Source organism: Glycomyces lechevalierae (assembly GCF_027622945.1).
GTDB classification, from domain to species: Bacteria; Actinomycetota; Actinomycetes; order Mycobacteriales; family Micromonosporaceae; genus Glycomyces; species Glycomyces rutgersensis.
On sequence record NZ_JAPZVQ010000010.1, the window covers coordinates 138,559 to 163,133 of the forward strand.

Annotated in this window: 22 protein-coding genes; 15 read left to right on the forward strand and 7 right to left on the reverse strand. The window is 71.2% G+C overall.

The genetic code is table 11. The annotated features are described in order from the left end of the window. Positions 1-2 precede the first annotated feature (2 nt). Positions 3-296, reverse strand: a complete 294-nt coding sequence (locus tag O2L01_RS16645; protein WP_270123103.1) for an antibiotic biosynthesis monooxygenase family protein — start codon at positions 294-296, stop codon at positions 3-5. Positions 297-564: 268 nt separating this feature from the next. Between O2L01_RS16645 and O2L01_RS16650 the strand changes: the two genes are divergently transcribed. Continuing rightward, positions 565-1,626 (forward strand): TerC/Alx family metal homeostasis membrane protein, encoded by a 1,062-nt coding sequence (locus O2L01_RS16650; RefSeq protein ID WP_270123104.1) that lies wholly within the window; start codon positions 565-567, stop codon positions 1,624-1,626. A gap of 62 nt (positions 1,627-1,688) precedes the next feature. Here the strand turns inward: O2L01_RS16650 and O2L01_RS16655 are convergent, their stop codons facing one another. Beyond that, positions 1,689-2,618, reverse strand: coding sequence for a C40 family peptidase (locus O2L01_RS16655; protein ID WP_270123105.1), 930 nt, complete (start codon positions 2,616-2,618; stop codon positions 1,689-1,691). 223 nt (positions 2,619-2,841) lie between these two features. Between O2L01_RS16655 and bioB the strand changes: the two genes are divergently transcribed. Further along, positions 2,842-3,909 carry a biotin synthase BioB gene (gene bioB / locus O2L01_RS16660; RefSeq protein ID WP_270123106.1) on the forward strand — a complete coding sequence of 356 codons (1,068 nt, stop codon included), beginning with the start codon at positions 2,842-2,844 and terminating at the stop codon, positions 3,907-3,909. A gap of 67 nt (positions 3,910-3,976) precedes the next feature. Here the strand turns inward: bioB and O2L01_RS16665 are convergent, their stop codons facing one another. Then, positions 3,977-4,999, reverse strand: coding sequence for a LacI family DNA-binding transcriptional regulator (locus O2L01_RS16665; protein WP_270123107.1), 1,023 nt, complete (start codon positions 4,997-4,999; stop codon positions 3,977-3,979). Between the two features lie 267 nt (positions 5,000-5,266). Here O2L01_RS16665 and O2L01_RS16670 point away from each other — a divergent pair, with 267 nt between their 5' ends. From O2L01_RS16670 to tyrS, 6 genes are all read left to right on the forward strand, one after another. After that, entirely contained in the window at positions 5,267-7,591 is a 2,325-nt protein-coding gene (locus O2L01_RS16670) for a beta-glucosidase family protein (protein ID WP_270123108.1), read from the forward strand. A gap of 54 nt (positions 7,592-7,645) precedes the next feature. Next, positions 7,646-8,743 carry a Gfo/Idh/MocA family protein gene (locus tag O2L01_RS16675; protein WP_270123109.1) on the forward strand — a complete coding sequence of 366 codons (1,098 nt, stop codon included), beginning with the start codon at positions 7,646-7,648 and terminating at the stop codon, positions 8,741-8,743. Positions 8,744-8,786: 43 nt separating this feature from the next. Next, entirely contained in the window at positions 8,787-9,698 is a 912-nt protein-coding gene (locus O2L01_RS16680) for a DUF6807 domain-containing protein (RefSeq protein ID WP_270123110.1), read from the forward strand. A gap of 2 nt (positions 9,699-9,700) precedes the next feature. Further along, entirely contained in the window at positions 9,701-10,420 is a 720-nt protein-coding gene (locus O2L01_RS16685; RefSeq protein WP_270123111.1) for a cupin domain-containing protein, read from the forward strand. A gap of 142 nt (positions 10,421-10,562) precedes the next feature. Next, positions 10,563-12,410, forward strand: a complete 1,848-nt coding sequence (locus O2L01_RS16690; RefSeq protein WP_270123112.1) for an RNB domain-containing ribonuclease — start codon at positions 10,563-10,565, stop codon at positions 12,408-12,410. Positions 12,411-12,475: 65 nt separating this feature from the next. Next, positions 12,476-13,732, forward strand: a complete 1,257-nt coding sequence (tyrS, locus tag O2L01_RS16695) for a tyrosine--tRNA ligase (RefSeq protein ID WP_270123113.1) — start codon at positions 12,476-12,478, stop codon at positions 13,730-13,732. On the opposite strand, the gene O2L01_RS16700 is transcribed toward tyrS, so the two are convergent. After that, positions 13,722-15,119 carry a hypothetical protein gene (locus O2L01_RS16700; RefSeq protein ID WP_270123114.1) on the reverse strand — a complete coding sequence of 466 codons (1,398 nt, stop codon included), beginning with the start codon at positions 15,117-15,119 and terminating at the stop codon, positions 13,722-13,724. The genes tyrS and O2L01_RS16700 overlap by 11 nt on opposite strands. Positions 15,120-15,227: 108 nt before the next feature. Between O2L01_RS16700 and O2L01_RS16705 the strand changes: the two genes are divergently transcribed. Together O2L01_RS16705 and O2L01_RS16710 are read left to right on the forward strand one after the other, a co-directional pair. Then, on the forward strand, positions 15,228-16,148 hold the full coding sequence (locus tag O2L01_RS16705) for a hypothetical protein (protein ID WP_270123115.1): 921 nt from the start codon (positions 15,228-15,230) through the stop codon (positions 16,146-16,148). Positions 16,149-16,241: 93 nt separating this feature from the next. Next, entirely contained in the window at positions 16,242-17,276 is a 1,035-nt protein-coding gene (locus O2L01_RS16710; protein ID WP_270123116.1) for an HAD-IIA family hydrolase, read from the forward strand. A gap of 86 nt (positions 17,277-17,362) precedes the next feature. Here the strand turns inward: O2L01_RS16710 and O2L01_RS16715 are convergent, their stop codons facing one another. Both O2L01_RS16715 and O2L01_RS16720 read right to left on the reverse strand, forming a co-directional pair. Beyond that, positions 17,363-17,710: an SCP2 sterol-binding domain-containing protein gene (locus O2L01_RS16715; protein ID WP_270123117.1), complete on the reverse strand. Its 348-nt coding sequence runs from the start codon at positions 17,708-17,710 to the stop codon at positions 17,363-17,365. Positions 17,711-17,911: 201 nt separating this feature from the next. Beyond that, complete coding sequence (locus tag O2L01_RS16720) at positions 17,912-18,250, reverse strand: SCP2 sterol-binding domain-containing protein (protein WP_270123118.1); 339 nt, start codon at positions 18,248-18,250, stop codon at positions 17,912-17,914. Positions 18,251-18,452: 202 nt separating this feature from the next. Between O2L01_RS16720 and O2L01_RS16725 the strand changes: the two genes are divergently transcribed. The 3 genes from O2L01_RS16725 to O2L01_RS16735 are packed head-to-tail and all read left to right on the forward strand — an operon-like array spanning position 18,453 to position 19,871. Then, the gene (locus tag O2L01_RS16725) at positions 18,453-18,854 is read left to right on the forward strand and encodes a hypothetical protein (protein WP_270123119.1); all 402 of its coding nucleotides are present in this window, start codon (positions 18,453-18,455) and stop codon (positions 18,852-18,854) included. Next, complete coding sequence (locus O2L01_RS16730) at positions 18,851-19,057, forward strand: hypothetical protein (protein ID WP_270123120.1); 207 nt, start codon at positions 18,851-18,853, stop codon at positions 19,055-19,057. The genes O2L01_RS16725 and O2L01_RS16730 overlap by 4 nt, the downstream gene beginning before the upstream one ends. Before the next feature lie 25 nt (positions 19,058-19,082). Next, positions 19,083-19,871 (forward strand): TlyA family RNA methyltransferase, encoded by a 789-nt coding sequence (locus O2L01_RS16735; RefSeq protein WP_270123121.1) that lies wholly within the window; start codon positions 19,083-19,085, stop codon positions 19,869-19,871. On the opposite strand, the gene O2L01_RS16740 is transcribed toward O2L01_RS16735, so the two are convergent. Further along, positions 19,868-21,502, reverse strand: a complete 1,635-nt coding sequence (locus O2L01_RS16740; RefSeq protein WP_344468933.1) for a GMC oxidoreductase — start codon at positions 21,500-21,502, stop codon at positions 19,868-19,870. The two genes, O2L01_RS16735 and O2L01_RS16740, sit on opposite strands and share 4 nt — an antisense overlap. A 185-nt stretch (positions 21,503-21,687) precedes the next feature. Here O2L01_RS16740 and O2L01_RS16745 point away from each other — a divergent pair, with 185 nt between their 5' ends. Both O2L01_RS16745 and recN read left to right on the forward strand, forming a co-directional pair. Continuing rightward, positions 21,688-22,587 (forward strand): NAD kinase, encoded by a 900-nt coding sequence (locus tag O2L01_RS16745; protein ID WP_270123123.1) that lies wholly within the window; start codon positions 21,688-21,690, stop codon positions 22,585-22,587. A 209-nt stretch (positions 22,588-22,796) separates the two neighbouring features. Continuing rightward, positions 22,797-24,533 carry a DNA repair protein RecN gene (gene recN, locus O2L01_RS16750; RefSeq protein ID WP_270123124.1) on the forward strand — a complete coding sequence of 579 codons (1,737 nt, stop codon included), beginning with the start codon at positions 22,797-22,799 and terminating at the stop codon, positions 24,531-24,533. The last annotated feature ends 42 nt before the right edge of the window (positions 24,534-24,575 follow it).

The window sequence follows — 24,575 nt, forward strand, 5'->3', positions numbered from 1 at the left end:
GTTTACGCTTTGACGTCCTCGAAGTGCTCGACGAGCGGCGGCTGGGCGAAGTACGGGCCGATGGCCGCGCGCCACTTCGGGAAGCGCTCGGTCTCGCGGAATCCCTGCTCATGGGCCTCGACGGAGTCCCATTCGATGAGGAGCACGAAGCGGGTCGGCGTCTCGACGCCCTGGGTCATGCGCATGGACCGCAGGCCGGGGGAGACCTCGACGAACTCGCGGGCGGTGCGGTACGCCTCTTTGAAGGCCTCTTCCTGACCAGGGGTGACTTTGATTTCAGCGACTTCGAGAACCATGGGCGGAGCCTCCCACAGCACCAGCCACACTGACACCACCCGGTGTAGTGTCGAGAGTGAAGTCACAAATCTGACTGATGACAAGTCGGGTTCCGGCAGGCAGAATTATCCCGTCTGTTCAGAATCAGGTATGTGGGGAGTATCCCGCAGCGTGCTGCGCTGTTAGCGTCGTCGTCAATGCACGGGACCGCGATCGGTCCCCGGTGGCGCTGGTCCGCGAGGACCGGGAGAGACCATGTGACCCTCCAAAGGCAAGGAAGGCAACACATTGGATCTCCCCGCGTGGGCCTGGGCTCTCACGATGGTGGTGCTGGCGTCCGTGGTCGTTCTCGACCTCGCGATGGCCGTGCGCAACCCCCATAAACTCTCGACAAAGGAATCCGCCGCTTGGGCCGGCGTGTACATCGGCGCGGCACTGGTCTTCGGCGTCATCATGTTCGTCACCCAAGGCGCGCAGTACGGCGGGCAGTTCTACGCCGGCTATCTGACCGAGCTGGCGCTCTCTGTCGACAACCTCTTCGTCTTCCTGCTCATCATCCAGGGCTTCCGGGTCCCGGCGGTGCTCCAGTCGCGCGTCCTGCTGGTCGGCATCGTCCTCTCCATCATCCTGCGCGGCGGGTTCATCGCGGTGGGCTCGGTGCTCATCGCGAAGTTCAGCTGGGTCTTCCTCATCTTCGGCGCGATCCTCATCTGGACCGCGATCGGGCAGCTCCGCGAGAACGCCCACGAGAACGAGGAGGACGGCGAGGAGCAGTACGAGAAGTCGCGCTTCATGAAGTTCGCCGAGTCGAAGCTGCGCGTGAGCGCCGACTACCACGGCAGCAAGCTCTTCGCCCGCATCGACGGCGTCAAGTTCGTGACGCCGCTGCTGCTGGCCATGATCGCGATCGGCTCGACGGACATCCTGTTCGCGCTCGACTCGATCCCGGCGATCTTCGGCCTCACGCAGGAGCCGTACCTGGTCTTCACCGCCACGATCTTCGCCCTGATGGGTCTGCGACAGCTGTACTTCCTGCTGGCCGCGATGCTCAAGTCGCTGAAGTTCCTGCACCTGGGCCTGGCCGCGATCCTCGGCTGGATCGGCGTCAAGCTGGTCATGAACGGCCTGGCCGAGAACCAGCTGCCGTTCATCAACGGCGGGCACCACATCGAGTGGATGCCGCACATCCCGACGACGATCTCGCTGGGCATCATCGCGGGCGTGCTGGCGACGGTCGTGCTGGCCAACTGGATCCTGCTGCGCCGCCAGGGCAAGTCCTTCAAGGAGCTCTTCGCGGAGTCCGAGGCCTCGCTCGACAACGCCCCCGCGGTGGCGGTCGCCGAGAAGTAAGCGAGCACTGCAAGACGGAACGGCCCGCCTCCCCGAACAGGGAGGCGGGCCGTTTCTGACGTTCAGGCCTGCACGGGCAGGCGGCGGCACGCGGTGATGCCGGCGAGCTCGGAGTCCTTGATCGATTCGACGACGACCTTGCCGTACACGGAGGACGAGAAGATGACCTCGGGCAGGTCGGACTGGCTGCGCTCGGCCATGATCGCCGGGGTCCTGGGGTCGCCGCCGTGCTCGATGAACACGAGGTCGCCCGGGTGGAGGTCCTCGAACTCGACGGCCTCGCCCGTCTCGATGAGCTCCTCGTTGAAGCGCGGCACGTCGATGCCCAACTGGCGGTAGACGATCCATACCAGGCCGGGGGCGTCGATGCCGTAGGCGCTGACGCCGCCGTGGAGGTACGGGATCTCCAGGAGCTGCTGCGCGAGCTTGACCGCGTCGAGCCCGGCCGCGATCAACGCGGTGGACGGGGTCTCGGCGACGGGCTCGTTGGCGAGGTCCCGCTGCGGGACCCAGCCGGGCTGGCGCGGCCCGGGCAGGCCCACGGGGACCCAGCCGCGGTAGGGGGCGCCGACGACCCGCAGGCGGGTGCCGAGCGTGACGCCCGGGATGGCGACGTCGCCGCCGGGCTCCTCGCGCACCGCTGTCGCGGTCGCGCTCACGAAGTGCTCGACGCCGTCGGTGTCGCCTTCAGCGGGGTGCACCAGCTGGTCGAGCGGGACCCAGCCGCTGGTGCTCTGCTGCGGACAGGCCACTTCGGCCCAGCCGTCGGCGATCTGCAGGACCTCGACGCGGGTGCCGAGAAGGCATTGGGTGCGCACGCGTCCTTTGAGGCCGTTGGCGCGGATGTCGTTGGTGAGCCTGGCGACCCATTCGCGGATCGCGGACGGCACGCCGAGTGCGAGGCGGTCCTCCGGTCCTGGGGCCGAGGGCTGGGCCCAGAGGGTCGCGACTGCGACGGCGATCAACGCCGGTTGTCCAGGTGCGATCGGCACGGTTGGTTCTCTCCGGATGGCTCGAGCGGTTCGTCGTATGAAACGCGAGCAGGGGGGACCTCCACCAGCCCGCCGCGTTCTTCGCAGCACCGACCACCCACTGTAGCAAGTGTATCCAGATCGCGACGCTGCGGTCCGAGGATGGTGTGAGGGGTCGATAACGCGCAATGGCCGTGAACGATGCGAAAGGTCCGCGCGCCGCCGCTGTGGCAAGATTTTTGCCATGACCGCAGTGCACGAAGCCCTCAGCCGCCTGTCCGCCGCCGCCGACGCGGGGGCGGCTCCGGCCGCCGCCGACCTCGAGGCGGTGCTGGCCAGCGCGGACGCCGAGCTGATGGACGTGGTGGCCGCCGCGGCGCGGCTTCGCTTCCGCCACTTCGGGAACACCGTCAAGCTGAACTACCTGGTGAACCTCAAGAGCGGGCTGTGCCCGGAGGACTGCAACTACTGCTCGCAGCGGCTCGGTTCGAAGGCGGACGTCCTGAAGTACACGTGGCTGAGCCCGGAGCAGGCGGCCGAGCAGGCCGCGGCCGGGGTCGCGGGCGGGGCCTCGCGGGTGTGCCTGGTGGCGAGCGGGCGCGGTCCGACCGATATGGACGTCGAGCGGGTGGGCAAGACGATCGCGGCGGTGAAGAACGCGGCGCCGGGCGTGGAGGTGTGCGCGTGCCTCGGGCTGCTCAAGGACGGGCAGGCCGAGCGGCTGGCGGATCTGGGCGCGGACGCGTACAACCACAACCTGAACACCTCAGAGGACTCGTACGCGGAGATCTGCTCGACGCACACGTTCAACGACCGGGTCGACACGGTGAACGCCGCGCACGGCGCGGGGCTCTCGCCGTGCTCGGGGCTCATCGCGGGCATGGGGGAGTCGGACGCCGACCTCGTCTCGGTCGCGTTGGGGCTCAGAGGGCTCGATGTGGACTCGATCCCGGTGAACTTCCTGCTGCCGTTCGACGGCACGCCCCTTGAGGACACGTGGGAGCTCGACCCGCGCCGGTGCCTGCGCATCCTGGCGATGGTGCGCTTGGCGAACCCGGCGGCGGAGGTGCGCCTCGCGGCGGGCCGCGAGGTCCACTTGCGGCAGATGCAGGGCGTGGCGCTGCAGATCGTGAACTCGATCTTCCTGGGGGACTACCTGACCAGCGAGGGCCAGGCCGCGAAGGACGACCTCGCGCTCATCGCCGACGCCGGCCTGGTGCCGCTCGGGCTCGAGTCGGCCCCTGAAGCGGTGCGGGAAGCGGTGAAGCCCCGCAAGCGCGGCGCGGGCACCGACGTGGCCCCGAACGCGTGACGGCGCGGGCGACCGAGGTCGACGCCGCGCCGATGCCGTTGGCGGACAACCGGTCCTGGAAGGACCGCTAGGGGACGAGCCGCGCCGTGGACTCGCGGACGACGAGCTCGGTGGCGAGTTCGAGGCGCGGCGAGTCGATGTCGTTGCCGGCGGCCATCTCCAGGACCGTGCGGGCGGCGAGCGCGCCCATCTCGGCGAGCGGCTGGCGGATCGTCGTCAAAGGCGGGCTGCACCAGCGCGACTCGGGCAGGTCGTCGAAGCCGATGACGCTCACGTGCTCGGGAATGCGCAGGCCGGCCTGGCGGATCGCCTCGTACGCGCCGAAGGCCATCTGGTCCGAGGAGGCGAAGATCGCGGTGGGCGGCTCGGGCAGGCGCATGAGCGAGGTGGCGGCGTCGAAGCCGGACTGGTGGTAGAAGTCCCCGTCGTAGATCAGCGTGGGGTCGTAGGTGAGGCCGGCCGCGTCGAGGGCGGCGCGGTAGCCGTCGAAGCGGGCCCGGGAGCACAGCACCTGCTTGGGGCCGTGGATGAAGCCGATGCGCGTGTGACCCAAGGAGATCAGGTGCTCGGTCGCGGCGAGGCCGCCGGCCCAGTTGGTGGCGCCGATGGCGGGGGCGTCCATCGTCGGGCCGCCCGAGGGGTCGAGCACGACCATCGGGACGCCGAGGTGCCGGAGCTGTTCCAGGATGGGGGAGGCCAGTTGGGAGACCACCAGGATCACGCCGTCGGAGGCGCGGGTGCGGAGGTTGTCCAGCCACTGCTCGGTGGAGGCGCGGCGGCGGTGGACCGCGGACACGACGGTGCCGACGCCGGCGGCGTGGGCCGCGTCCTCGACCCCGCGGATGATCTCGACCGCCCACGGGCTGTCCAGCTCGTTGAAGACGAGGTCGACCAGGCGGGCGCGGCTGGGCGCGCGGGTGGAGCGGCGGCGCTGGTACCCGCGTTCGTTCAGCAGTTCCTCGACGCGCTTGCGCGTCTCGGGCGCGACGTCCGAGCGGCCGTTGATGACGCGCGACACGGTCGGCACGCTGACGCCGGCCTCGTCGGCGATCGCGCGGATCGTGATGCGCCCGTGTTCGTCTTCGCTCAAGGGTCCTCCTGGTCGTTCCTGCCCAACCGTAGTGCCGACATCTTATAGCGGCTCCTCTGGGCTCCCGGATTCCACCCGAAAGTTTCGAGAACTTTCCTCGCTCAAGAGCCGTGGGCAAACGCATCCCACGATGAAATCAAGCCTAGAAGTACCCCGTCATCAATGTTATGGTGTGCAAACCTGCATCGAAAACGATCAGAAAAGTTTCAGAAACTATCGGCCCGGAACCACCTGTTCCAGCGTTCCGGGCCGCTTGAGTGGAGCAGCATGGACACCCACACCCCCGCGGACGCGGCCGAAAGGGCCGCCGGTCTGGTCAAGCGAATGACGCTCGAGGAGAAGTGCGCGCAGCTGTACAGCCTGTGGCGCGGCGTCGACGCGGACGCCGGCGACATGGCCCCGCACCAGAGCGAGCAGTCCGGCGCGGTCTCCGAGGACGAGGCCATCGCACACGGGTTGGGCCAGCTCACCCGCCCCTTCGGCTCGGCCCCCGTGCCGGCCGCCGAAGGCGCCGCCAACCTCGCCGCCCTCCAGGAGCGCATCCGCGCCGCGAGCCGCTTCGGCATCGCCGCCCTCGCCCACGAGGAATGCCTCACCGGCTTCATGGCCCACGGCGCCACGATCTTCCCGACCGCCCTCGCCTGGGGCGCGACCTTCGACCCCGAGCTCATCGGCGCGATGGCCCAGCAGATCGGCGTCACGATGCGCAGCGTCGGCGTCCACCAGGGCCTCGCCCCCGTCCTCGACGTCGTCGCCGACTCCCGCTGGGGCCGGACCGAGGAGACCATGGGCGAGGACCCGTACCTCACGGGCACCCTCGCGACCGCGTACGTCTCGGGCCTGCAGGACTCCGGGATCATCGCCACCCTCAAGCACTTCGCCGGGTACTCCGCCTCGCACGCCGCCCGCAACTTCGGCCCGGTCTACATGGGCCCGCGGCAGTTCGCCGAGACGTACCTGACCCCGTTCGAGATGGCCGTGCGCATCGGCCGCGCCGGCTCCGTGATGCCCTCGTACGCCGCCAACGACGGCGTCGCCTCCCACGCCAACCCCCAACTCCTCCAGGGGGTCCTGCGCGACGAATGGGGCTTCGACGGCACCGTCGTCTCCGACTACTTCGGCGTCAACTTCCTCAACTCGCTCCACAGCGTCGCCGCGGACAAGTCGGAGGCCGCCGTCCTCGGCCTCGCCGGCGGCGTGGACGTCGAACTGCCCGGCGTCGACTGCTACGGCGGACCGCTCCAGTCCGCCGTCGCCGCCGGCCGCATCGACGAGGGTGTCGTCGACCGCGCCGTCGAACGCGTCCTCACCCAGAAGATCCAGCTCGGCCTGCTCGACGAGCTCCCCGCGCCCGCCGCCGAGATCGACCTCGACCCGCTCGAGGCCCGCGCGCTGGCCGCCGAGGTCGCCCGCAAGTCGATCGTGCTCCTCGCCAACGACGGCGCGCTCCCGCTGGACTCCCAGCCCGGCCGCATCGCCCTCGTCGGGCCCGTCGCCGACGACAAGGCCGTCATGCTCGGCTGCTACGCCTTCCCGAACCACCACGGCCGCAACGACGCCGCGAGCATCGACTCGAACGACCCCTACCCCCACGTGGACATGGGCGTCTCGATCGCGACCCTCGCCGAGCGCCTCGCCGCCGACCTGCCCGGCGCGGCCATCGAACACCTCGCCGCCGGCTCCGTCCTCGACGCCACCGACGCCGAGATCGCCGCCGCCGCGAACGCTGCCGCCGCTGCGGACCTCGCCATCGTCGCCGTCGGCGACCGCTCCGGCCTCTTCGGCCGCGGCACCTCCGGCGAAGGCTGCGACGCCCCCTCGCACGCGCTGCCCGGCCGCCAGCCCGAGCTGCTCGAAGCCGTGCTCGACTCGGGCACGCCCACCGTCGTCGTCGTCATCTCCGGCCGCCCCTACGCGCTCGGCACCGCCCCCGACCGGGCCGCCGCGATCGTCCAGGCGTTCCTGCCCGGCCAGGAGGGCGCGGGCGCGATCAGCGCCGTGCTCACCGGCGCCGCGGAACCCGAAGGCCGCCTCCCCGCCGGCGTCCCGGCCCGCCCCGACTCCCCGCCCGCCACCTACCTCGCCCCCGAACTGGCCCGGCGCTCCTCGGTCTCCTCCGTCGACCCGACCGCCCAGTACGTCTTCGGCCACGGCCTCTCGTACACGCAGTTCGAATGGGACGCGGCGACGCTCCTGTCCGGCCCCGAGGTCGCCCCCGACGGGACCGTCGAGCTCTCCGTCCGCGTCCGCAACTCCGGCGCCCGCCACGGCACCGAGGTCGTGCAGCTCTACCTCCACGACCCCGTCGCCTCCGCCGTCCGCCCCGTGCAGCGCCTCGTCGGCTTCGCCCGGCTCGACCTGGCCCCCGGGGAGACCCGCGAGGCCCGCTTCGCCATGCCCGTCGACCTGGCCGCGTTCGTGGGCGTCGACGGCTCGTGGGTCGTCGAGGCCGGCGCGCTCGAACTGCGCCTCGCCCGCTCGGCCGCGGACACCGCGGCCGCGCTGAACGTCGAGGTCACCGGCACCAGGCGCCTCGAGCCCGGGACCCGCGCGCTGGCGACCCAGGTCACCTCCGCGACCGTTGTCGGATAGTATGAGCGCGACGTTGGAAAACGTTTACAGACCCTCGTGACGAAGGAGTCCACTGTGTCTTCCCCCTACCGCCTCGCCGTGGTCGGCACCGGCGGCATCGCCGGGCTGCACGCCGGCCAGTTGCGCGACCACCTCCAAGGCCGCATCGAGCTGGTCGCGGCCGTCGACCCCGACGCCGAGCGCCTGGAGGCGTTCAAGGAGCAGTTCGGCGTCGAGCGCGGCTACGCCTCGATCGAGGAGCTGCTCGCCAACGAGACGCTCGACCTGGTCGACCTGTGCACGCCGCCCGTGGCCCACGCGCCCGGCGCGATCGCGGCCCTGGAGGCCGGCGTGGGCGTCGTCTGCGAGAAGCCCCCGGCGCTGAGCCTCGAGGAGTTCGACGCGGTCGCGGCCGCCGCGTCCGCCTCGACGGCCGACTTCGCGCTCATCTCCCAGCACCGCTTCGGCTCCGCCGCCGAGCGCGTGCGCAGCATGATGGCCTCCGGCGTCCTCGGCCGCCTGGCCGTCGCGAAGTGCGACACCCTCTGGTACCGCCCCGAGGAGTACTTCGCGGTCGAATGGCGCGGCCGCTGGGAGACCGAGGGCGGCGGCCCGACCATGGGCCACGGCATCCACCAGATCGACACGCTGCTGTCGCTCGTCGGGCCCTGGTCCGAGGTGGTCGCCACCGCGCACCGCCACCGCCGCATCACCAACACCGAGGACGTCTCGCACGCGATCGTCACCCTCGAATCCGGTGCGTCCGTGGTCATCACCAACTCGCTGCTCTCCCCGCGCGAGGTCTCGCAGATCCGGCTCGACTTCGACAACGCCACCGTCGAACTCGACCACCTCTACGGCTACGGCGACGATGATTGGAGCGTGTACCCGATCGACGACGCCGCCGAGGAGGTCAACCGCGCCTGGGCGGGCGAGCCGCGCGGCAAGTCCTCCGGCCACTACGCCCAGTTCCTGCGCATCGCCGACGCCCTCGACGGCAAGGCCGCCCCGCCGGTCACCGTCGAGGACGCCCGCCGCACGCTCGAACTGCTCGCCGCGATCTACGCCTCCGCCTTCACCGGCAAGCGCGTCCGCGCCGGCGAGATCGACCCGACCTCGCCGTTCTACCAGCGCATGGACGGCACCGGCGCCCCGTGGCCCGACCGCAAGTGACCGCCCGACCAGCCAGACCGAGCTTCGACTGGAGAGAACACCGATGACGCTGCACCTCGCCGACGACGGCACCGCCCTCTCGATCACCAAGGGGGACCTCGAGATCCTGCGGTACGTCTACCGCCCGGACAACGCCCAGTTCGAGTCCCCGCGGCCGTACTTCGAGCCGCTGCGCGACCTCGCGGGCAACCAGGTGAGCCTCTACCGCCCGCACGACCACGTGTGGCACAAGGGCATCGCCCTCTCGATCCCGAACGCCGGGCCCGAGAACTTCTGGGGCGGCGCCACCTTCCGCCGCGGCAAGGGCTACGTGGACGAGAAGAACGACGGCTCCATGGTCCACCAGGAGTTCACCGAGCTGACCTCGGACGAGAACGGCGTCAAGGCCGTCGAGCGCCTCGACTGGGTCACCCAGGACGGCCGCCACTTCTTCTCCGAGACCCGCTCCTTCGCGATCACCGTCCTCACCGACGACACGTGGGTGCTGTCCTTCACGACCGCGTTCACCAACGACACCGGGGACACCGTCGTCATGGGCAGCCCGACGACCGAGGGGCGCGAGAACGCCGGCTACGGCGGGTTCTTCTGGCGCGGGCCGCGGTCCTTCACCGAGGGCCGCGTCTACACCGCCGAAGGCGAAGGCGGCGACGAGAAGATGGGCGTGCGCGGCGACTGGCTGGCCTTCCGCGGCAAGCACGACTCGGTCGACGCGGTCTCGACGCTGGTCTTCACCGACCACGCGGAGAACCCGACCGCGCCGGTCAAGTGGTTCGTGCGCACGACCCCGTTCGCCGCGGTCTGCCCCGCGCCGTTCTTCGACACCGAGCTGCCGATGGCGCCCGGCGACACCGTGACGCTGCGCCACGCCGTCGCGATCTGCAACGGCGACACCGGGATCGACGGGGCCGCGAAGGCCGCCGAGCTGGCCGCCGCCGAACTGGCGCGGCTGGGCTGACGATGGGCGGCTTCCCCGGCGGCACGGCCGTCTCACTCGTCACCGTCTACGACTGGCCCACTGTGGACGGTCAGGCGGGCGGCAGCCCGCATTTGCACACCGCCTCCACTGAGGGGTACGTCGTCACGAGCGGCACCGGCGCGGTCGAGACGCTCTCGGGGAACGGCTACCAGCGGCACGACCTCGCGCGAGGGACCGTCCTGTGGTTCACCCCTGGGACGGTCCACCGCCTGATCAACGGCTCCGGCGACCTCCAGCTCGTGGTGGTCATGCAGAACGCCGGCATCCCCGAGGCCGGGGACGCCGTGTTCACCTTCCCCGAAGCGACCCTCGCCGACCCGGAGGCGTACTCCGCCGCCGCATCGGCACCGGCCGCCCCGGGCCTCACCGAGACCGAACGCGGCGAGGCCACCCGCGCCCGCCGGGACCTCGCCGTCGACGGCTTCCTCGCTCTGCGCGAACGCGTCGAAGCCGAGGGCCCGGCGGCCATGAAACCCTTGTGGGACAGTGCGGCCCGGCTCGTCTCGTCCCGCACCGAGACCTGGCGCAAGCTCTGGGCCGACGGACCCAAGGCCCAGGCCGACGCCACGGGCGCCCACTTGGACGCCCTCGCGAAGGCCGACCCTGCCCACCTCTGCGACGCCCACGTCGCCGACGCGGGCGGCCCGGCCGCCAAATGGGGCATGTGCGGACGCCTCGAGACCTGGGACCTGCGCCCCTGACCGAACGGACCACGGGCCGGGCGTCCACCACCGGAACGCCCGCCCCATTGTGGTCCGCGAGGCTCGCCGCCACCGCCCGCGCCGTCCCTACCTGACCGTGTGGCTCCGGTTACCATTGCGGCTGGACTTCGAAGGAGCGCAGTTGGTCGACCACAATCCAGCCGAGACCGGGATCATGATCGACGCCGCGACCACGGTCGACCGCGACGACGCCGTCTGGATCGAACCCCACGGCGACGGCTTCGACGTCTGGATCCACATCGCCCGCGTCGCCGACCACGTCGAGACGGGCGGCCGCGCCGACACCGAGGCCCACAGCCGCGTCCACACCCGCTACCGGCCCGAGCACACCAGGCACATGCTCCCCGCGCCCGTGGTCGCAGCCGCCTCCCTCGAACCCGGCCGCGAGAACGAGACCTTCGCCGTCCACCTGCGCCTCGACCACACCGGGCAGGTCCTCTCCGCCGACCTCGGCCCCGGCCGCCTCACCACCTCCTGGATCATGACCCACGGCGAGGCCGCCACCGCCGCGAACGACCCCGCCCACCCGCTCCACGGCACCCTCGCGCTCGCCCTGCGCTTCGCCCAGACCATGCTCGCCGCGCGCCGCAACGCGGGAGCGCTCGCGTTCTACGACCTCCTCTCCGGCTTCGCCACCAACGAGGAGGGCCAGCTCGTCCGCCTCGACAGCGCCGAACGCAACTCCGGGTACATCATCGTGCAGGAGTTCATGATCGCCGCCAACGCGCAGATCGCGGCGTGGGCCGTGCGCGAGGACCTGCCGATCCTCTTCCGCAACCACCGCCTCGCCGCCGTCGCCGGCGACCCCGCCGAACTGCGCGCCGAACTCGACTCGATCGCCGCCGCCGGGGACGGCACCGCCTTCGAGATGCTCCGCACCCGCATGCGCATGGTCGCCCGCGCCGCCACCTACGCTCCCACCGTGCACGGCCACCACGGCCTCCAACTGCCCGCGTACACGCACGCGACCAGCCCGATCCGCCGCTACCCCGACCTCATCGTCCAGCGCATCCTGCTCGCCGCCGCCCTCGGCCGCCCGAGCCCCTACCCGATCGAGGAACTGGACGCGATCGCCGCGCACGTCAACGAACGCGTCGAGGAGGAGCGCCGCGCCAAGGCCGAGTACTTCAAGCAGAAGGCCCACGAGCAGACCGCGAAGCACGCCGAGGCCGCCGACTTCACCGCCCTGCCCTACAAGCAGTTCGCCCGCGTCCTCCAGTTCGCCGTCGAACGCGGCGAGAACCCCGTCGGCCTGGCCGCCGACACCGCCCGCCGCCTCGACGCCCGCGAGCTCCAGCTCCGCGAGTTCGCCTCCGTCTACCTCTACGGCCGCGGCGAGTTCGAGCCGCTGCGCGAGCGGATGAACCGGATGCTCGCGGACGAGCCGCAGCAGGCCCAGTCGATCGTCAACGTCTACCTGCAGGACCGCCTCGGCGGCCCGGTCAGCAACGAGACGAACGTGCTCTGGACCGTGGAGGACGCCCCCGGCTTCGAAGGACCCCTGTTCTCCGCGCAGGTCTCCATCCGCTACAACGGCGAGCAGGTCGACTCTCCGAAGCGTCTGCAGCGCAACAAGAAGGAAGCCCGCAACCAGGCCGCCCTGGCGCTCGTGGCCGCGCTGGCGGGCCTGCCCGACCCGTCCGCGGACGCGGCCGCCAAGCCGCGCACGGAGGCCGCGAAGAAGCTCCTCGTGGACGCCGGGGTCAACCCGGCCGAAGCGGTCCAGATCTACGCCGCCCGCGGCGTCGTCAAACCCCTCACGTGGGATTTCTCGGTCGACGGCCCCTCGCACGAGCGGGTCTTCACCTGCCGAGCCGAGGGCTGGATGCCGGTCTCGGGCGAGCAGGTCGCCGCCGAAGGCAAGGGCCCGACCAAGCAGGTCGCGAAGACCAACGCGGCCCTTGAGCTGCGCGTCCAGATCGAGGTCGCGCTCGCGCTCGGCCAGACCGGGCGGCGCGCGGACGCCTGACGGCCCGGGTCACGCCCGCCCGCGCAGCACGAAACTCGTTTCCGCCGCTAGGGCAGAATGGTGACGTGCATATTCTCGACGATCTCGCTTGGCGCGGCCTCATCCAGGATTCGACCGGTACCGACGCTCTCCGCGAGCACATCGACGCGGGCCAGGTGACGTTCTATATCGGTTTCGACCCGACGGCCCCGAGCCTGCACGTCGGCCACCTCATGCAGCTCATCACCGCCCGCCGTCTGCAGCAGGCCGGGCTGCGGCCGCTGCTGCTCGTGGGCGGCGCGACGGGCCAGATCGGCGACCCCCGCGAGGTCGGCGAGCGCGTCATGAACCCGCCGGAGGTCGTGGCCGGCTGGGTCGAGAAGATCCGCGCGCAGGTGTCGCCGTTCGTCACCTACGACGGCGAGAACGGCGCGGTCCTGGTGAACAACCTCGACTGGACCAGCGAGATGGGCGTCGTGGAGTTCCTGCGGGACGTGGGCAAGCACTTCCCGGTCTCGAAGATGCTCGCGCGCGACGTGGTGAAGTCCCGCCTCGAATCCGGCATCTCGTTCACGGAGTTCTCCTACCAGCTCCTGCAGTCCAACGACTTCTTCGAGCTCAACCGCCGCCACGGCTGCACCCTCCAGTTCGGAGGGTCGGACCAGTGGGGCAACATCACCGCCGGTGTCGACTTCATCCGCCGCCGCTCGGGCGAGCACGTGCACGCGTTCGTGAGCCCGCTCGTGACCAAGGCGGACGGCACGAAGTTCGGCAAGAGCGAGGGCGGCGCGGTCTGGCTCGACGGCGAGCTGACCAGCCCGTACGCGTTCTACCAGTTCTGGGTCAACTCCAGCGACGCCGACGTCGTGCGCTACCTCAAGTGCTTCTCGCTCAAGTCCCACGCAGAGCTCGAGGAGCTGGAGCGGGCGACCGCCGAGAAGCCGGCTGCGCGCCTCGCGCAGAAGGCGCTCGCGGAGGAGCTGACGACCCTGCTGCACGGCGCCGAGGAGACCGCGCACGTCGTGGCCGCCTCGCAGGCGCTGTTCGGTCGCGGCGAGCTTGCGGACCTGCCGGAGTCGACGCTGCGCGCGGCGCTCGTCGAGGCAGGCCTGGCGGAGTTCACGAAGCCCGACGTCACCGTGGCCGAGGCCATGAAGGAGTCCGGCGTGGTGGCGAGCCTGGGCGAGGCCCGCCGCGCTGCGAAGGAGGGCGGGGCCTACCTCAACAACGTCCGCGTGAGTGATCCTGCGGCCGTTATCGACCAGTCTGACCTGCTTCACGGGCGGTACGGAGTGATCCGGCGCGGCAAGAAGACCGTCGCCGGGTTCGAGGTCATCGGCTGAGGCATACACTTGGCTGGTTTTGTCGCGGTGAATAGAGGGGGAGAATCGAGTGGCTGAAGACGGCCGCGCCCGCAAGGGTGAAGATGACCGACGAGGCGGCTACGGCCGTCGCGAGGGCGGCGGCTCCGGCGACCGTTCTGGGCGTGGTGGGTACAACCGCGACGACCGTGGTGGCAGAGGCGGCTACGGCCGCAGTGAAGGCCGCGACGACCGTCCGCGGCGCTACGAGGACCGGGACGCCCGGCCGCGCCGCGACGGTGACGACCGCGGTCCGCGCCGCTTCGAAGGCAACCGCGACGACCGTCCGCGCCGTGACGGCGACAACCGCGGTGGCGGCTTTAACCGCGACAGCCGCGGTGGCGGCTACAACCGTGACGACCGCGGCCCGCGCCGCGACGACGACCGCGGGCGCGGCGGGTACAACCGCGACGACCGTGGACCCCGTCGTTTCGAGGGCAACCGCGACGACCGTCCGCGCCGTGACGGTGACAGCCGCGGTGGTGGCTTCAACCGCGACAACCGCGGTGGCGGCGGTTTCAACCGCGACAGCCGCAGTGGCGGCTACAACCGCGACGACCGTGGCGGGCGCGGCTTCAACCGCGACGACCGTCCGCGTCGCGACGGCGACAACCGTGGCGGCGGTTTCAACCGCGACAACCGCGGTGGCGGCTACAACCGTGACGACCGCGGCCCGCGCCGCGACGACGACCGCGGCCGCGGCGGTTTCACCCGCGAAGGCCAGGGCCCGCGTCGTTATGACGACCGGCCGCGCCGCGACGGCGACGACCGTCCGCGCCGTTTCGAGAACCGCGAGGGCCAGGGCCCGCGCCGATTCGAAGGCGACCGCGACAACCGCGGCGGCTACAACCGCGACGACCGTGGACCTCGCCGTTTCGAGGGCAACCGCGACGACCGGGGCGGGCGCGGCGGGTACAACCGCGACGACCGCGGCCCCCGTCGCTTCGAAGGCAACCGCGACGACCGTCCGCGCCGCGACGGCGACAACCGCAGCGGCGGCTTCAACCGCGACGACCGCGGTCCCCGTCGCTTCGAGGGCAACCGTGACGATCGGCCGCGCCGCGATGACGACCGTCCGCGCCGTTTCGAAGGCAATCGCGACGACCGTCCCCGCCGTGACGACGACCGTCCGCGCAAGTTCGAGAGCGACCGCGACGACCGCCCGCGCCGCGATGACGACCGTCCGCGCAAGTTCGAGGGCCGCGACGACCGCGGTCCCCGTCGTGACGACCGGGGCGGCCAGCGCCGCTTCGACCGTGACGACCGCCCGCGCCGCGACGACCGGGGCGACGACCGCCTCGGTCGCGACGGCAGGGAGCGCCGCGGCAAGGACAACCTGCGTCCGCTCGAGGAGCGCGAGGCCGGCCACGAGGGCCCGATCCGCCTCGGCGAGTCCGACGAGGCCCCCGACCTGCCCGAAGGCGTCGAGTACGGCTTCGACCAGCTCGACAAGGAGACCAAGGCCGGGCTGCGCAGCTTGAACAAGCAGCTCGCCGAGGCCGTCGGCAACCGGCTCATCGCCGCCGCGGCGCTCCTCGCCGAGGACGACGTCGAAGGCGCGCTCGAGCAGGCCCGCTACGCCCGCCGCAAGGCGTCCCGCGTGGCCGTGGTCCGCGAGGTCACCGGTGTGGCCGCCTACGGCGCCGAGGAATGGCAGCTGGCCGTCAACGAGCTGCGCGCCGCGCAGCGCCTGGGCGGCACGCACGACCACGTGGCGCTCATCGCCGACTGCGAACGGGCCCTTGGGCACCCGGAGCGCGCGATCGACCTCTACCGCGAGTTCGGCAGCGACGAGAGCGTCGACCCCGAGGTGCGGGTCGAGCTGCTCATCGTCGCCTCCGGCGCCCGCCGCGACATGGGCATGGGCGAGGCCGCGACCGCGATGCTGAAGGTCGGGGCGTTGAACTCGCCGAAGACCGAGCCGTGGGTCGCCCGCCTCCGCTTCGCGTACGCCGAGGGCCTGCTGGCCGACGGCCGCGAGGACGAAGCGCGCGAATGGCTCTCGAAGGCCGTCGCCGCCGACGAGACCGGCGAGACCGGCGCCGCCGAGCGGCTGCTCGAGCTCGAGGGCATCGTCGTCGAGGAGTACGACGAGGACGACGAGTACGAAGGCGAAGACGACGATCTCGAGGACGACGAAGACGACCTCGATGACGACGACGAGGACTTCGACGACGAAGACGACGATGAGGACTCCGGCGACGACGACCTCGACGACGACGAGGACGACGACTACGAGGATGAAGATGACGAGGACGAGGACGACGACGACTTCGACGATGACGAAGAAGACGACGACCTCGACGACGAGGACGACGACGAGGTAGAGGCGGAAGAGCGCACCGAGGCGCCGCGCGAAGCGCGCGCCGAGGACAAGCCGAACCCCGAGTCCAAGTAAGCAACAGCGAACGGCCCCGCAAGGGGCCGTTCGCGAAACGCCTCCGCACAAGTTCGCGGAGGCGTTCTCGCACCCCGACCCTGAGGAGTCCGGATGACCCGACTGAAAGGCGCGCCTGAGGCTCTCGCCGGCGCCTACGACCTCGCCCTGCTCGACCTCGACGGCGTCGTCTACCTGCTCAGCCAGCCGATCCCGGAAGCGGCCGCGACCATCGCGGCCCTGCCGGGGCTCGGCTGCGCGCCGGTGTTCGTCACCAACAACGCCTCCCGCAGCCCTGAGACCGTCGCCGACGCCTTGCGGGGCATGGACATCCCGGCCGACCCGGCCGAGGTCCTCACCTCCGCGCAGGTGGTCGCGGCGGCGCTGCGCGAGCGGCTGCCCGCCGGGGCGCCGGTGCTGATCTGCGGCTCGGACGCGCTGCGGGACACGGTGACGGCCGCCGGGCTGACACTCACGACCGATCCGGCTGCGGCGCAGGGCATCGGGTACGGCATGACCCCGTCGGTCACCTGGCGGGACCTGGCGGACCTGACGATCGCGGCCCGCAACGGCGCGATGTGGGTGGCCACGAACCTCGATGCCACCCTGCCCACCCCGGACGGTCCGCTGCCCGGCACGGGTGCGCTGGCCGAGGCCGTGAAGATCGCGCTGGGCCGCGGGCCCGACGTCGTCGCCGGCAAGCCCGGCGAGGCGATCTACCGGGAAGCGCTGGCGCGCAAGCCCGGAGGGCACGGGATCATGGTGGGGGACCGGCCGGACTCGGACATCGAGGGCGCCAACCGGGCGGGCCTGGACTCGCTGCTGGTGTTCACCGGTGTCGTCACGCCGCGCCAGGCGCTGACCCTGCCGCCGGAGCAGCGGCCGACGTATCTCGGCTGGAGCCTCGCGGCGCTGACCGAGCCGCACCCGGAGCCGGACTGGAACGACGCGGTGGACCGCATCGAGTGCGGCGGCTGGACGGCCGTGTTGGAAGGCAAGGAGATCCGTCTGAGCGGCCAGGGCGCTGAGCTGGACGCTTGGCGGGCTCTCTGTGAGTTGAGCTGGGCCGCAGCCGATATGACCGGCTACGACCCGACCGTGCCGCCGATCCCGGTGGGCGAGGCCGCGGAGAAGCTCCTCTCGGCCTGACCGTTGGACAAGCGAGAAGCCCGGACTGCCGCAGTCCGGGCTTCGTTTTCTTTGCGGCGCTGTGCCTTCGGCGCGAGGCCTCGGTCCTAGTCGACCTTGAGGGCCTTGCGCAGCTTGGCGAGGTCCTTGACGGAGGCCTTGATCTTGATCTTGCCGGTCAGGAGGGCCTTGGCGGGCTTGAGCTCCTTCTTCGACAGGGCGATCAGGTCGTCGGAGCTGATCAGGATGCGGACCTCGGCGTCGGCGGCGTCGCCGTCGAGCAGGTCGGTCAGCTTGTTGCCGGACAGCTTGGCGCTGAACGCCTGACCCAGGTCGGTGAGCTCAACGGCCAGCGTGCGCTCGAAGCCTTCTTCGAGCTCGAGCTCGTCGGACTTCCTGGCGACCTTGCCCGCCATCTTCTCCAGCACATTGCGGCATTCGTCAACAGTGGCCATACGGTCCTCCCGGATTTGTTCTTGAGCTCGAAGCGCTCGACTGCCGAGAGATTACAACGTGCCCCGAATGCCGTTGCGTCCGACCGGGACGCATTTGACCCCGTGAACCAGGAGGGCGCGGGACGGACCTCACGGCCCGCGCCCGCGCACCCTACGTCACACACGATGTGCAAGCGGCCCAATGTGAACCGAACGCAAGCGCTAGAGCACGCCGCGGAGCTTCATGAGGTCCATCATGTTCGCCTTGATCTTGACCTGGCCGCCGGTGAAGGCCTTCATGAAGTCGAGCTCCCCGGCGACGAGCTTGAGCAGGTCGTCAGAGGCGACGATCATGCGGATCTCCGCGTCGGGGTTGTCGCCGTCGGTGATGCCGGTCAGCTTGCCCTGGTCGAACTTCCCGTTGAACGACACCGAGAGGTCGGTGATGTCGGCGGCGAGCGAGCGCTGGAAGCCCTGGAGCTTGCGCACGGACTTCGGGTTCGAGGCGAGGTTCTCCGCGAACTGCTCGAGCGCGGTCCGGCATTCGTCGATGGTGGCCATGGGCCCTCCTGTTTCGATCGGCGCGGGCGCGTCGGTGCGCCCCGTGAGAATGTTACCGGCCAGTACGGCCTCGCGGGCGAGGCCTGTCGCCGGTAGCTTGGCAGTACCGTTGACGCCAGAGCCAGACTACGGCTCGCGAGCCTCACCGAGGCGGGGACGCCAACCCGCGGACTCGGCAGACCCTGAAGGGAGTGGGACCACCATGACTGACTCCGCCCGCGCCTACTTCGACACTGTGTTCGGCATGGCCGGCGAGCCCGCCCGCCGCGCCCGCGAGTTCGCCGGCAAGGTCCGCGAGGACCTCCGCTCGGGCTCCGAGCAGGTGCGCGAGCACGGCACCCGCACCGCCTCCGACCTCCGCCGCCTCGTCCGCGCCGAACTCGACGCCGGCCTCATCCGCATCGGCGTCGCCACCCAGGCCGACCTCGACGACCTCAACCTGCGCCTCGAGCACAGCGAAGAGCAGATCCGCGACCTCCGCATCCGCCTCGCCGAAGCCGAGGCCCGCGCGAACGCCGCCGCGACCGCCGCCGCCAAGCCCTCGACCCCGTCCGACCCCGCCGCGACCATGGAGCCGATCGACGACGAGGAAGACGACGCATGACCGACACGCCCAACCCGGGGGCCCTGGCCGACCGCCTGAAGCCATCGGCCGACGCCGACGCCGACGACGTCGAGTTCGAGGTCGAGGAGGCCCTGGGCCGCCTCGAAGCCCTGCCCGACCTGCCCGTCACCGAGCACGTCCAGGTCTTCGAAGGCGTCCAGCAGCGCCTCTCGGAGATCCTCAGCAACGTCGACGACGCCTAGACCTAGAGAGCACCTGACCCGCGCCATGCCGACGCGCTACCGACTCGACGCCGAACTCGTGCGCCGCAAGATCGCCCGCTCCCGCGAGCACGCCCGCGAACTCATCGCGGCCGGCCGCATCCACCTGCGCGGCATCCCCGCCACCAAGCCCGCCACGAGCGTCACCGGCGACGACTCGATCCGCCTCGTCGGCGACGTCGACGACTACGTCTCCCGCGGCGCCCACAAGCTCATCGGCGCCCTCGACGCCTTCGACGTCGACCCGAAGGGCCTGCGCGTCCTCGACGCAGGGGCCTCCACCGGCGGCTTCACGGACGTCCTGCTGCGCCGCGGCGCCGCCGAAGTGCTCGCCGTCGACGTCGGCTACGGCCAGCTCGCCTGGAAGCTCCAGACCGACGAGCGCGTCGTCGTCCACGACCGCACCAACGTCCGCCACCTCACCCCCGAGCAGCTCGGCGGCCCGGTCGACCTGACCGTGGGGGACCTCTCGTTCATCTCCCTCGAACTCGTCCTGCCCGCGCTGGCCGCGTGCACGAAGCCCGAGGGCATGATGCTGCCGATGGTCAAGCCGCAGTTCGAGGTCGGCAAGGGCCAGGTCGGCGCGGGCGGGGTCGTGGGCGACCCGGCCCAGCGCGCCGACGCCGTGTGGGGCGTCATCGAGAAGGCCGGACAGCTCGGCTGGACCACCACCGCGGTGGCCGCGAGCCCGCTGCCCGGCCCGAAGGGGAACGTGGAGTTCTTCTGCCGCATGGTCACCGGCGGCGAGCCGATCGACCGCGCCGGCGTCGACGCGGCCTGCGGCGTTCCCGCTTAAGCGAAGTCGGCGGCGAGGATCGCCTCCAGGTTCCGCTCCGCGAGCGCCGTGATCGTCACGAGCGGGTTCACGCCGATCGATCCGGGGATGAGCGAGGAGTCGGTCGCGTACAGGCGCTCGTAGCCGTTGAGGCGGCCGTACGCGTCCGTGGCCTCGCCGAGGACGCAGCCGCCGAGCGGGTGGTAGCAGAAGTCGTCCGCGAAGGCCCGGTCGTCGCCGAACAGGTCGTACCGGTACGAGGTGCCGTGCTTCCTGTTGATGCGGTCGAACATGGACTTGGCGGCCGCCACGCCCGGCTGCGCCTGCTCGAGGCTCCAGTTGAGGACGGCCTTGTCCGCCGCGGCGTCGTACGTGAAGTGGCCGCGCTCGGGGTTGTCCGTGATCGCCAGGTAGAGGCTGATCCACGTCTCGATGCCCGCCGGGAGCGGCGCGAGCTCGGCGAACACGCGCGCCTCGGGGTTGTCCCAGTCGTCGATGCCCATGACCGGGATCGTGGACTGCTTGAGGCCCGTGGGGTTCCACAGGTGGTTGGCGCGGGCGGTCATGACGTTCCCGTTCGGGCCCCAGCCCGCGCCCACGGCCTCGTCGAGGTCGGGGAGGGCGCCGGTGTCGCGGGCGCGCAGCAGCAGTTCGGTGGTGCCGAGGCTGCCCGCGCCGAGGAACAGGTGGCGGCAGGTGAGCCGCTTCGACTCGATCAGCTCGTTCGCGTCGTCGCGGTGCTCGACGGTGAGCGCGTAGTTCCCGTCCGCGTCGATCTCGATCGCGGTGACCTGGTGCCGCGAGGCGATCGTGACGTTGCCCGTGGCGAGCGCGGACGCGAGGTAGGTCTTGTCGAGGCTCATCTTGCCGTGGTTGTTGCCGTAGATGACCTCGCCGCCGAGCGCGGACTTCTCGGCGTCGCCGGCGGCCTCGCGCTCCATGTGGTCGAAGTCGTAGACGTCCGGGACGAACACCGTCTTGAGCCCGGCGGCCTCGGCCTGCGCGGCGGCGACGCGGCTGAACCGGTAGTACTCGGTCTTCGCGTAGAACTCGGGGTCGATGGTGTTGACCTGGAGTTCGGCCTGCGCGAGCGGGAAGTACCGGTCGTACATCGCGGCCGCGTCGACGCCGGGGAGCACCGCTTCGAAGTAGTCGCGGCGGGGCACGACGGCCATGCCGCCGTTGACGAGCGAGCCGCCGCCGACGCCGCGTCCGACGTAGACGGACATGTCGTCGTAGTTGATGCGGTCGAGCACGCCCGGGTACGGGTCGATGTTCCGGTTGACGACGTCGAGCCACAGGAGGGTCGAGAGGGGCGCTTCGGTGCGGCGCTTGAACCACATGCTGCGCTCGTCGGGGGCGGTCATGGTGCAGAAGACCTTGCCGTCCGCGCCCGGCTCGTTCCAGAGGCGGCCCATCTCGAGCACGGTGGTGGTGATGCCGGCCTCGCCGAGGCGCAGCGCGGAGACGGCGGCGCCGTAGCCGGAGCCGATGACGACGGCGGGGACGTGCGCGCCGTTCGCGGCGGCGGCACGGGGTCCGACCGTGGCGAGCCCGGCCGCCGCGGCGGCGGTGAGCGCGGAGTAGCCGAACAGTTGCCTGCGGGTGGTCAAGGGGGTCTCCTTCGGTCGCTGGTGGTGTTGGGGAGCCATTGTGCCGCAACGGATCACATCGGACCAGACCTCAGAGCGGCTTGCCTCCCAAGGGAAGCCGGGGACAGGGCTTTCGCCCCGAACCGCTTTCTGCAAGCGTTATCCTCGGTATGCTCTCCAGTACTGCCGGTGAACCCGCCTGGAGTACAGTTCGAGGCCCTGTAACCGTCTGAGTAGGAGCTCGAGTGGAGCCGCAGCAGAAGCCGAGCCGTGTCTTGGTGGTCACGCATCCGCTTCGCGAGGACGTGGCCGAACTCGCCGCGAAGCTCGCCGCCGCGCTCAAGGCCGAGGGCGTCGCGGTCAAGATCTGCTCCGGCGCGACCCGTTCGCTCCAGCGCGCCGACGCGCTCGTCGTCGGCGACGAGGTGAACGGCGAGAACGCCGACCTCGTGCTCGCCCTCGGCGGCGACGGCACCGTCCTGCGCGCCGCGAAGCTCGCCGGCGAGTCCCAGGTGCCGCTGCTCGGCGTCAACTTCGGCAAGGTCGGCTTCCTCGCCGAGGCCGAGACCGGCGAGCTCGAGACCGTCGTCTCGCGCCTCCTGGACGGCGAGTACACCGTCGAGGAGCGCACCGCGCTCACCGTCGAGGCCATGGGCACCGACGGCGAGGAGCACGTCTCGTGGGCCTTCAACGACATCGCGGTGGAGAAGGCCGAGCCCGCGCGGATGCTGGAGCTGTACATCGAGATCGACGGCACCCGCATCTCCCGCTACGGCTCCGACGGGGTCGTCGTGGCCTCGCCGACCGGCTCGACCGCGCACGCGATGTCCGCCGGCGGCCCGGTGGTCTGGCCCGATGTGGACGCCCTCGTGGTGGTCCCCATGAACGCGCACGCCCTGTTCGCGAAGCCGATGGTCGTGCACTCCTCGTCGGTGATCCGCATCGGCGTCGAATCGGTCGGCACCGAGGGCTCGCTCATCGCGGACGGCAAGGAGCTCACCCGGCTCACGTGCGGCGCGACGGTGACGATCCGCCGCTCGGACCGCCCGGTGCGCCTGGTGCGCATGTCCGATCAGCCCTTCGCGTCCCGACTGGTGTCGAAACTCTCTCTGCCCGTTGACGGTTGGCGTCACGGCCGAATCTAGGGTCCGGCAGGCGGACCCGGACGGCCCTTGCCCGGTCCATCAGCGCGCTCGTTGCGTTGTCGGCCTTGCAGATACAACACCGGTATCGGGGAGGCCTTCCGCTTTGCGAGCGAACCAACGGCCTCGGCTCCGGCCTCTCTCGGGTCCGCCTGCCGGACCCTGTTCGCACCACGCGCCGATTGTCGGACGGACCGGCTAGGCTTCGAAGCGTGTTGGAGGAGCTTCGCATCCAGAATCTGGGCGTGATCGCTGACGCCACCTTGCCGCTCGATTCCGGCCTGACCTGCATCACCGGTGAAACCGGCGCCGGTAAGACCATGGTCGTCGCCGGTCTGGGTCTGCTGTTCGGCGGTCGTGCCTCCCGTGCCCCCCTCGGTGCGGAAAAGACCCTTGTGGAGGGCCGCTTCGCCGTGCGCGAGAGCGCGCTCGAACTGCGTGAACGCGCCATCGAGGCCGGTGCCGACCTCGAGGACGGCGAGCTGCTGCTCGCCCGTTCCGTGTCCTCGGAGGGCCGCTCGAAGGCCTGGGTCGGCGGCCGTTCCGCGCCCGTCGGCGTGCTGTCCGAACTGGGCGAGCTGGCGATCTCGGTGCACGGCCAGTCGGACCAGATGCGCCTGCTGCAGCCCGCCGAGCAGCGGGCCGCGCTCGACCGCTTCGCCGGGGCCGACCACGGCAAGGTCCTCGACGCCTACCGGGCCGTCTTCCACGAACTCGGGGCCTGCGCCGCCGAGCTGTCCCGCCTGCGCACCAGCGCCCGCGAGATGGCCCGCGAGGCGGACATGCTGCGCCTCGGGCTCGACGAGATCACCGCCGTCGACCCGCAGGAGGGCGAGGACGCCGAGCTCGCCGAAGAGGCCCGCCGCCTCGAGAACGCCGAGGCCCTGCGCCTCGCCGCCGCCACCGCGCACGGCGCGATCACCGGCGACCCGGCCACGGGCGAAGGCGGCGCGACGGACACCGTCGGCGCGGCCGCCCGCGCCCTCGAGCACGACGCGCACGCCGATCCCAAGCTCGCCGAGTTCGCCGAGCGCCTCGCTGAGGCCGGCGCGCTGCTCGCCGAAGCGGCCGTGGACCTCTCCGCGTACCTCGACGACCTCTCGGCCGACCCGCAGCGCCTGGAGGAGATCTACCAGCGCCAAGCGGCCATGAAGACCCTGTACCGCAAGTACGCCGAAGACCTGCCCGGCGTCCTCGCCTGGGCCCAGAACGCCAGCAAGCGCCTCGGCGAGCTCGACGTCTCCGACGAGCGCGTCGCCGAACTCGAGTCCCAGCACGCGGAGCTCACGGCGCGGGCCGCCGAGCTCGCCTCGCAGCTCCGGGCCTCGCGCCGTGCCGCCGCCGATCGGTTCTCCGCCTCGGTCTCGGCCGAGCTCAAGGGCCTCGCGATGCCGCACGCCGAGGTCACGGCCGCGGTCGAGCCGCGTCCGGCCGGGCGCGGCAGCGTCGACCTCGCCGTGGAGACGACGGTGTCGGGCGCGACCGAGGACGGCGCCGATGAAGTGGAACTCCTGCTCCGCCCGCACCCGGGCTCGCTCCCGGCCGCCCTGCACAAGGGCGCCTCGGGCGGTGAGCTCTCCCGAGTGATGCTCGCGATCGAAGTGGTCTTCGCCGAGATCGGCGGCCCGCCCGTCCTGGTGTTCGACGAGGTCGACGCCGGGGTCGGCGGCGGCGCCGCGATCGAGATCGGCCGCTGCCTCGCCAAGCTCGCCCGCCGCCACCAGGTCCTCGTCGTCACCCACCTGCCGCAGGTCGCGGCGTTCGCGGACCGCCACCTGGTGGTCTCGAAGGACACCTCCGGGGCCGTCACGGTCTCGGGCGTGCGCGTGGTCGACGACGCGGAGCGGGCACGTGAGCTTGCTCGCATGCTCGCCGGCATGCCCGACTCCCACCTGGGTGTGGCCCATGCCGAGGAACTGCTTGCCGAGGCCGCGAAGATGAAGTCCTAGCGGCGGGCGTTTCGCGGGGGCCGTTGCGGCGTGCCGTCGCCT

Bases quoted from the DNA above. Each gene is read 5' to 3' on its own strand.
- O2L01_RS16645 (WP_270123103.1), bottom strand. From the start codon at position 296: ATGGTTCTCGAAGTCGCTGAAATCAAAGTCACCCCTGGTCAGGAAGAG.
- bioB (WP_270123106.1), top strand. From the start codon at position 2,842: ATGACCGCAGTGCACGAAGCCCTCAGCCGCCTGTCCGCCGCCGCCGAC.
- O2L01_RS16670 (WP_270123108.1), top strand. From the start codon at position 5,267: ATGGACACCCACACCCCCGCGGACGCGGCCGAAAGGGCCGCCGGTCTG.
- O2L01_RS16680 (WP_270123110.1), top strand. From the start codon at position 8,787: ATGACGCTGCACCTCGCCGACGACGGCACCGCCCTCTCGATCACCAAG.
- O2L01_RS16685 (WP_270123111.1), top strand. From the start codon at position 9,701: ATGGGCGGCTTCCCCGGCGGCACGGCCGTCTCACTCGTCACCGTCTAC.
- O2L01_RS16710 (WP_270123116.1), top strand. From the start codon at position 16,242: ATGACCCGACTGAAAGGCGCGCCTGAGGCTCTCGCCGGCGCCTACGAC.
- O2L01_RS16715 (WP_270123117.1), bottom strand. From the start codon at position 17,710: ATGGCCACTGTTGACGAATGCCGCAATGTGCTGGAGAAGATGGCGGGC.
- O2L01_RS16720 (WP_270123118.1), bottom strand. From the start codon at position 18,250: ATGGCCACCATCGACGAATGCCGGACCGCGCTCGAGCAGTTCGCGGAG.
- O2L01_RS16725 (WP_270123119.1), top strand. From the start codon at position 18,453: ATGACTGACTCCGCCCGCGCCTACTTCGACACTGTGTTCGGCATGGCC.
- O2L01_RS16730 (WP_270123120.1), top strand. From the start codon at position 18,851: ATGACCGACACGCCCAACCCGGGGGCCCTGGCCGACCGCCTGAAGCCA.
- O2L01_RS16735 (WP_270123121.1), top strand. From the start codon at position 19,083: ATGCCGACGCGCTACCGACTCGACGCCGAACTCGTGCGCCGCAAGATC.
- O2L01_RS16740 (WP_344468933.1), bottom strand. From the start codon at position 21,502: ATGGCTCCCCAACACCACCAGCGACCGAAGGAGACCCCCTTGACCACC.